This window comes from Shewanella sp. SG44-6 (assembly GCF_014164185.1).
Taxonomy (GTDB): Bacteria; Pseudomonadota; Gammaproteobacteria; order Enterobacterales; family Shewanellaceae; genus Shewanella; species Shewanella vesiculosa.
The window spans coordinates 1-8057 of sequence record NZ_JACJER010000170.1 but is presented as its reverse complement, the minus strand read 5'-3'; the positions used below and the strand labels follow the sequence as shown (position 1 = coordinate 8057).

General features: G+C 41.3%; 7 protein-coding genes and 1 pseudogene. 4 read left to right on the top strand and 4 right to left on the bottom strand.

From position 1 onward, the window contains the following. Positions 1 to 125: 125 nt before the first annotated feature. The 4 genes and pseudogenes from H5185_RS19980 to H5185_RS19965 all read left to right on the top strand — a co-directional run. Positions 126 to 1418, top strand: a pseudogene (locus H5185_RS19980) (PhoX family protein); the annotation flags it as partial. Between the two features lie 185 nt (positions 1419 to 1603). Beyond that, positions 1604 to 1990 (top strand): VOC family protein, encoded by a 387-nt coding sequence (locus H5185_RS19975; protein WP_124017366.1) that lies wholly within the window; start codon positions 1604 to 1606, stop codon positions 1988 to 1990. A 212-nt stretch (positions 1991 to 2202) separates the two neighbouring features. Next, the gene (locus H5185_RS19970) at positions 2203 to 4533 is read left to right on the top strand and encodes a TonB-dependent receptor (RefSeq protein ID WP_404948469.1); all 2331 of its coding nucleotides are present in this window, start codon (positions 2203 to 2205) and stop codon (positions 4531 to 4533) included. A 14-nt stretch (positions 4534 to 4547) separates the two neighbouring features. Beyond that, complete coding sequence (locus H5185_RS19965; protein WP_182742971.1) at positions 4548 to 5228, top strand: Fe2+-dependent dioxygenase; 681 nt, start codon at positions 4548 to 4550, stop codon at positions 5226 to 5228. Between the two features lie 251 nt (positions 5229 to 5479). Here the strand turns inward: H5185_RS19965 and nrfD are convergent, their stop codons facing one another. The 4 genes from nrfD to H5185_RS19945 form a co-directional block, all read right to left on the bottom strand. Then, positions 5480 to 6421 (bottom strand): NrfD/PsrC family molybdoenzyme membrane anchor subunit, encoded by a 942-nt coding sequence (gene nrfD / locus H5185_RS19960; protein ID WP_182698616.1) that lies wholly within the window; start codon positions 6419 to 6421, stop codon positions 5480 to 5482. Further along, positions 6418 to 7104, bottom strand: coding sequence for a 4Fe-4S dicluster domain-containing protein (locus H5185_RS19955; RefSeq protein WP_124017370.1), 687 nt, complete (start codon positions 7102 to 7104; stop codon positions 6418 to 6420). Before H5185_RS19955 ends, nrfD begins: the two co-directional genes overlap by 4 nt. A 2-nt stretch (positions 7105 to 7106) precedes the next feature. Then, complete coding sequence (locus H5185_RS19950; RefSeq protein ID WP_182742970.1) at positions 7107 to 7571, bottom strand: cytochrome c3 family protein; 465 nt, start codon at positions 7569 to 7571, stop codon at positions 7107 to 7109. A 75-nt stretch (positions 7572 to 7646) separates the two neighbouring features. After that, the coding region (locus tag H5185_RS19945) for a hypothetical protein (RefSeq protein ID WP_182742969.1) at positions 7647 to 8057 on the bottom strand (411 nt) is incomplete at its 5' end.

The window sequence follows — 8057 nt, the reverse complement described above, 5'->3', positions numbered from 1 at the left end:
TGTAAACGATGATTTGACAGCTAAATGACAGACGAAGTAGATGAATTTGTTGATTGATTTTAATTTGACTGCAAAAGCAGTCAAATAAGTTAGGCTCGCCTATTGACTGGCGGGAGGCTCATATGGGTTATACGCCTTGGGGAACTTACTTGACGTGTGAAGAAAACTGGCCTGGTTACTTTGTTAATAACGGCACCTTAACGGAAGATCAAACCCGCATTGGTATTTCAACATCTGATACTCGTTATGGTTGGACCCATTTAGCTGGTGATGACGAGGAACGTTTAGATGAATTTTCTCGTTTTGATATAACGCCAACAGGTTCAAGTGCCACAAACGATTATCGTAACGAAGCTAATGGTTATGGTTATATTGTTGAAATTGATCCATACAATCCCAATTCTCGTGCGATTAAGCGCACTGCATTAGGTCGCTTCCGCCATGAAGGTTGTGTGTTTGGTAAGCTTGAAGAAGGCAAACCAATCTCATTTTATTCAGGCCACGATTCACGTTTTGAATATTTGTATAAGTTTGTTTCTGATGCTCCATGGGATCCTGCAGATGCAAATAGCACTAATCGCCTAACTGTAGGCGACAAATACATGAATGCTGGGACTTTATATGCAGCTAAGTTCAGTGAAGATGGCATCGGTGAATGGTTACCATTGACATTAGATGGCATGACGACTGACGGCAAAACTCTTGCAGACAGCTTTGATTCACTCGAAGCCATTATCATCAATACAGCTGGCGCAGCCGACTTAGTGGGCGCAACACCAATGGATCGTCCAGAGTGGACAACCGTAGATCCATTTACTGGTACTGTATATTTAACCTTAACGAACAATAGTAAACGTACCGACAGCACTAACCCTGCTAACCCACGATTAAATAACAACTTTGGTCATATTATCCGTTGGGATGATGGTGAGACTGCAACAGAGTTTACTTGGGATATCTTTGTGTTTGGTTCACCAGCTGATGGTGATGCCGAGACCAACTTATCTGGCTTAACGGATTTAAACCAGTTTGCTAGCCCAGATGGTTTATCGTTCGACCAGCGCGGTATTTTGTGGGTACAAACTGATAATGGAGCCTCGGAAGTCACCGAAGAAACCAACGATCAAATGTTGGCAATTGTGCCATCAAGCATGCTTGATGCCGATGGTAAACAACAAGTGCTGACCGCAGACAACCAAACTCAGCTTAAGCGTTTCTTTGTTGGCCCTAATGGCTGTGAGGTTACTGGTTTTGCGATTACGCCAGATTATAAAACGGTATTTGCTAATATTCAGCATCCTGGCAACTGGCCATATTCAGACAAAGCTGACGAGATAACACCTGCAGGGATTACAGTGCGTCCACGTGCGGCAACTGTGATGATCCGTAAAAACGATGGTGGTGAAGTGGGTATCTAGTCTGAGTGATTATCGTTAAAGATAATCGATTAGATTTAGACTGATTTCTGACTACTTTTCAAGTAGATAAAAATCCTGATAGACTTATGCTATCAGGATTTTTTTACCTTTATACTATTGATAATTCATTTCATTAAGTGTTTAGTTTAAAAGGTTTTTTAAAGAATAGGTTTATAAGGACAACCATGCTAAATGGAATTCATCACGTCGCGATTATTTGTGCCGATTACCCACGCTCAAAAGCGTTTTACAGCCAAATATTAGGCTTAAAAGTTATTGCGGAACATTATCGCCAAGCACGTGATTCTTACAAACTCGATTTAAGCTTGCCCGATGGCAGTCAAATTGAGTTGTTTTCATTTAATGGCGCACCGCCAAGACCCAGTTATCCAGAGGCTCAAGGTTTGCGCCATTTAGCGTTCAAAGTTGATGACATCGATGTTGTGGTTACTCATTTGCAGCAGAATAATATTTCAGTTGAGCCTGTACGTATTGACGAATATACCGGCAAACAATATACCTTTTTTAGCGATCCAGATGGACTTCCGTTAGAGCTTTATCAAGTCAGTTAACTTATTCCGACCAGACCGCTCTTTCTGAGCGGTATTCAAACGGTTACTAATAACGCCTACCTGTGTGCTTATTTCTATATTTTGTTGATTAAATCGCACCCTGTATGAATCTTTACATAAATGATAATGATTTGTATTTGCGATCTTTGTTTCATTTATGTAAAGTGCAGCACATAAATGAAATTTAGTTAATGCTTATTAATAATAGGATGATGTTAAACATGAAGTCTAATAATTACAGTAAGTTATCATTAGGTGCTCAAGCGGTAGCAGCAGCATTAGTATTCAGTAGCCCAGCGCTATACGCTGCAGATACTAAAAATGAAACTTGCGATAAGGATATATTGGCGAAATGTAAACCAGCGCAAACGGACGAATCTATAGAGCGAATTCGTGTTCATGGCGTGCAAAACTCGGTTTACATGTTTAATAACTCTGCCGATAAACGTCGGATGGCTGCACTTGTCGATACGCCGCAAGTGATTACCGTGTTAACTCAAGATCAAATTCAAGAGTCAGGTAATACTGATTTAAAAGACATTTTGTCAGCCCAAGCCGGTGTGACCCTTGGTACCGGTGAAAACGGTAATGCGTTCGGTGATCGCTATATTATTCGTGGCCACGAAGCTCGTAGTGACGTGTTTGTTGATGGACTACGCGATCCTGGCATGACCACTCGTGAAAGTTTTGCTACCGAGCGTGTTGAAATAACCAAAGGTCCTAGTTCAACATTTGCTGGCCGTGGTTCATCAGGCGGTGCCATTAACAGTGTGACTAAAAAAGCCTCAGTAGCTTACGATTTTGGCCGCGTCGATCTTGGTGTTGGCACTGACGATCATACTCGTTTAACGGTTGACTATAACTTACCGATATCTGAAAAAGTGGCAGTGCGACTTAACGGATTAACGGCTGAAGAAGACAAGCCCGGTCGCGAAGGTATTACGAGCGAACGTCAAGGTGTGCAGTTATCAGGTGTGTACGAAGCCACCGATGCATTGTCATTTACTGCCGACGGTTACTACCTAGACGCGAAAGATGTACCAGATTTAGGCAGTTATTTTGATCGTGAAACCCGTGAACCGATTAAAGATATTCCTGTGTACGCTCAAGATGGTGACTTTTTAAATTCAAAAGTATCCACGTTCACCTTACGTACCGAATATGAGTTAAATGACAGCATTACTTTGTACAATGCGACACGTGTTGGTCATACCGAAAACGGCTACATTACAACAGGTATGGGCGGCTCGACGCGTGCAGCTACCGATCCAACAGCACCTGGTGCTAGCACTCTAACGCTGAGTACTCATCAAGGTAATCAAGATGTTGATTATGTCAGTACTCAGTTCAATCTATTTTGGAATACCCAAGCACTTGGTTTTAATCACAAGTTAGTATTTGGCCTTGAATATACAGATGAAAATGTCGACAACGGCGTATATAGCATCACCAACAACAATCAGGGTAATTGTTTAACCAATGGTCGCGGTGGCGTATCAGAGTCTTATTGTATTATTGATGCTAACGGAAATGCTGTCGATAATATTGGCCAATTAATGAATCGCAGCTATGTTGATGGTGGCTCAGATGCTGTATACGACATCGAAACCGTATCGGCATACGTAATGGATACGGTCGAATTAACCGATCAGCTAGCCTTGTTCTTTGGTTTTAGACAAGACAGCTTTGATTACAGTAACGACACAACGGGTCGTGGTGGCGAAGTGGATTATGCCTATTCAGATACCATGTACAACGGTAATATTGGCTTAGTTTATGACTTATCTGAAGATGCTAATATTTACGCTAATTACAGTACTGCCACTAACATTAATGGCGGGGAGTCTGACTTAGGGGCTAACTGCGGTTATGGTGGTATTTGTGGTACGCCAGATCAGGCAACTGAAGCTGACGCTGAATTGGTTGAAAACTTGGAGCTTGGTACCAAGTGGATGTTGTTCGGCGACAAAATGATGTTTTCGGCATCGATTTTCCAAATCACGAAAAGTGATGTAATGGAAAGTGTTGGCGACAGCTACTCAACTTTGGGGACACTTAATACAGGTAAAAACCGCGTTAAAGGTATCGAGTTTGGTATGGTCGGCAATATTACTGACAAACTCAGCATACAATTCTCGGCAGCTAAAATGGATTCAGAAATTTTAGAGTCTTACAATCCAGCTAACATTGGTTTAGTACTGAGTAATTTTGCAGACGAAAGCGCTTATTTACAGCTGCGTTATGAGCTAACAGAGTCATTCGTATTTGGTGGTAGTTACACTTATCAAAGTGAAATGTATGGTGGACAACCAGACACTGCTGCAGGATATGATAGCGACAATAGCCGTTACAGCATTGTGGTACCTAACTATCAAGTAGTTGATTTATTTGCCAGTTACAATGCCTCCGAGGATTTAACTTTCCGTATAAACGTGGGCAACATACTCAATGAAGAATACTGGACTGCAGCTTATCGTTCTGGCTCATTTATGTACTTAGGTGATGCCCGTAATGCTAAATTATCGATGACATATGAGTTTTAATTAAAGGTGTTTGCATGATTGTTATTGAACAAATTCTCTCGAAACAAGACGTCAGCGCTTATCGTCAGCAATTGGCTGAATGTCCGTGGGGCGACGGTCGTAAAACCGCAATGGGGATGGCGGCGTCGGTTAAAAATAACAATCAAGCAGATGCACAACACGCTAATGTGCGCCAACTCGCTAATCAGCTACTGGCACGTATTGGCGAAACGCCTAAAATTGTATCGGCGGCGTTACCGCACAAGATATTTCCGCCGTGCTTTAATCGTTATAGCGAAACCGAAGAGTATGGCTATCATGTTGATGCAGCCATTATGCGTATCCCTAATACCGCAGAAGTCATCCGCAGTGATGTATCAATGACGGTATTTTTGAGTGAACCCGAAGAGTATGACGGTGGTGAGTTAGTTATTGCCACCGAATTTGGCCAGCAACACATTAAATTACCGGCAGGATTCGCTGTAGTATATCCGTCGAGTAGTTTGCATAAAGTGACTGCGGTAACTCGAGGGCAGCGGATTGCAGCTATTACATGGATGCAAAGTATGGTTGCCGATATGACTTTACGTCAAACCTTATATCAGCTCGATCAAAGCATTCAAAATTTGATTAAAGCTGAACATACCGATCGTGCTGAATTAGATAACTTGCATAATGTGTATCATAATTTAATTAGACAATTTACTCAGCTGTAATTGAAAATACTCATATCGGATCTAAGGGGTAGGGAGTATTGCGAAGCTTAAATGACTGAGCTATATGACTGAGTTTGAACGACGCTGTTTTAATCACTCTGTTCTAATGATTGCTGATGTTCACTTGGTCGAAAATAGTTAGGCGGTAATGGCAAGTGATGAAATAGGTGTAACGCCAAGCGAGTTAGTCTCTGTTAGATATACGGTGACAGTACGGTTGCTAATGCGTGCTATCACCGTTAAAAGTGCGACTAGTTTACTACCATTTGACCAGTGTAAAGGATGAAGTTACGCAACAATATAACCCCCAATAAACTTAAGCATGCCGTTCCGGCAACATAGGCAAACTTGCGTTTTGAAGTGGCGGTCATAAATAAGTTCATCGCTAATGGGGCCGATAATCCTAATCCCATAATCCCAAACCAAAATATAAAGCCCCAAAAACCTACTCCGACAGCATTGAATGCCGCCACCTTGCTTTGGCCACCACTGAAGACTAAACCCAGGAAGAAGGTGAACATAAGTAGTATCTCGCCTAAAATCAGTGGGATCTCTATTTTATGAATGAAACGAACTTCTGCACCATTGGGGTTGCCTTTGAGTAACACACCACCTAATAACGTTGCCGCAGCACCTGAAGATAAGCCTGAAACCAAAAACAGCAAAGGTAACACGCCAGTATTCCACATAGGGAAGTGAGGTTGAGCGGATAATAAAAAGCCGGTATAGGCACCTAACGATACACAGAAGATAACTAGTAAGCCGGTTATACCTGCTTCATAATGCGCGATAATGCGTGTTAGCTTACAAACAATCGGAAAACGTTGTTCACAAAAATCATCAATGATTTTTCTGAATGTAATTACAATCCAGGCATACATAAATACTTGATAAAGCATTAATATAAGCACACCCATCGACATTACCGATGTAGGGTTGTAAAACACTAGGATCTTCCAAAAGTCCAAAGGTTTGGTTAAATCTAATACCAACACCCCCAATCCTGCTACCACGGAAATTGCCGCAATAATACACGCAGCGATAATAAATCCAGACTGATGTGCTTTATCCTTTAGGCAAAAATGTTTCAATAAAACAGAGAAGAACATGGCGCCTGCGGATACCCCCGCTAAAAAGAGGTATATTGCAATGGGCCAGTGCCAAACCAAGGTATCAAAATGAAAAGCACTCATAATATAATCTCCCCTAGTTTCGCTTTAATACGAAATATTTTAGGCCGGGTACCTAAACGTTGCTTAAAGCGCTCAGTCGGATTAGCCTTCAATAGTGCAACCAGTTCGGACTCGGGATCTTTAAGATTGCCAAACACTAATGCTTTTGTCGGACATATTTCTACACAGGCAGGTTGTTTACCGTGTTTGAGATTCGTTTCGCGGCAAAAATCACATTTGTCGGCAGCTTTAGTCACAGGATTAATAAAGCGTACTTCATAAGGGCAGGCTGCAATACAGTATTGGCAACCGACACATTTATCTGCATTGACTGCAACAATACCGGTTTCTTTATTAATAAAGGCGGCACCGGTGGGACAAACAGAAACGCAGGGTGCCTCTTCGCAATGCTCGCAAGAATGCCGAGAGAAATGATAAAATTGATTAGGGTATTCTCCAAATGGTCCAGTTCTTTCAATGCTTAGTCGTGTAACGCCTTCGGGGACATGATTCACTTCTCGACATGCTTCAACACAGGCATTACAGCCAATGCATTTGGTTTCATCATGTAACAAAGCGTACTTTATGTTGTTTATATCGGCTTCCATTTCTGCATTGGCATTTTTGCCACTGAGTGGATATACCGACACGCCTGCAACCAATGCACAGGTGCTTTTAAGAAAATGCCTTCTTGAGTTTTCCATGATTACTTACCTCGCACCGAGTGACAGTTTTGGCATTTATTGCTGCGCTCTGAGGCACTTAACCCCAACATCGGATCTAATTTAGGGTGCAATTGATGACAAGATGTACAGCTGGTTTTTTGCGCATGTACGTTATGTGTCCATTCAGCGTCAGCTAACTTTGTTGGCGTATGACATTTAAGGCATACAGCATTTTTAGCAGTAATAGGGATGTCATTGTCCGAAGAAAACATCATCAAATCATTAGGTTTTCTAGGATGATTGCCTTTTTCACCATGGCAAGAGCTACAACTCATGTTTAATGAGTCATGGCTATGATATCCCTGCATTGCTCCATTTCGTTTATGGCATTTCATGCATGAATCATTGTTAATTTTGCCAGTAAGTTCATCGCTGAGAGCGCCTTGGCTAAGAAACAGTGATAGCAATCCTATGCCGAGTGGCAATAGCCATTTATTCACGGACATAATGAATCCTCGCGATCAGAATTTAAAAAGATAAAATATCGAGTGAAAACAGCTTGTCGTCACCCGATAAGGTCTTCATACAGGTAGGGATAGTTTTAACATTTGCATGTCACAAGGTTTGCCTCGAGCCATTTCAACTAATTTAATGTTGAATTTTTCGAACAAACTTTTTGAGTTAGCATCATCTTGATTACTAAAATCAGAGATAACTAACTTCACTTCTGACGAATCATGGTCAATGACGACATAATCGAGTCGTGTATGATTTTCGGCAGCAGTTTGTGAATCCATTTCAAACACGGTATCGATTGGAACGTTACAACAAACGTCATATTTTTCGCCAATCATGGTTTTTAGTGATTTTAAAAAGTCAAAACTTTGAGTATCAAAAAGCATTTTTTTAAATTTTACTGTGTGGTCCTCTGTATTAGTTTTGAAGAACTTTATACAAGTCATAATGAAAACAACTAATATAAATGGAACAAC

Bases quoted from the DNA above. Each gene is read 5' to 3' on its own strand.
- H5185_RS19955 (WP_124017370.1), bottom strand. From the start codon at position 7,104: ATGGAAAACTCAAGAAGGCATTTTCTTAAAAGCACCTGTGCATTGGTT.
- H5185_RS19970 (WP_404948469.1), top strand. From the start codon at position 2,203: ATGTTAAACATGAAGTCTAATAATTACAGTAAGTTATCATTAGGTGCT.
- H5185_RS19965 (WP_182742971.1), top strand. From the start codon at position 4,548: ATGATTGTTATTGAACAAATTCTCTCGAAACAAGACGTCAGCGCTTAT.
- H5185_RS19950 (WP_182742970.1), bottom strand. From the start codon at position 7,571: ATGTCCGTGAATAAATGGCTATTGCCACTCGGCATAGGATTGCTATCA.
- nrfD (WP_182698616.1), bottom strand. From the start codon at position 6,421: ATGAGTGCTTTTCATTTTGATACCTTGGTTTGGCACTGGCCCATTGCA.
- H5185_RS19975 (WP_124017366.1), top strand. From the start codon at position 1,604: ATGCTAAATGGAATTCATCACGTCGCGATTATTTGTGCCGATTACCCA.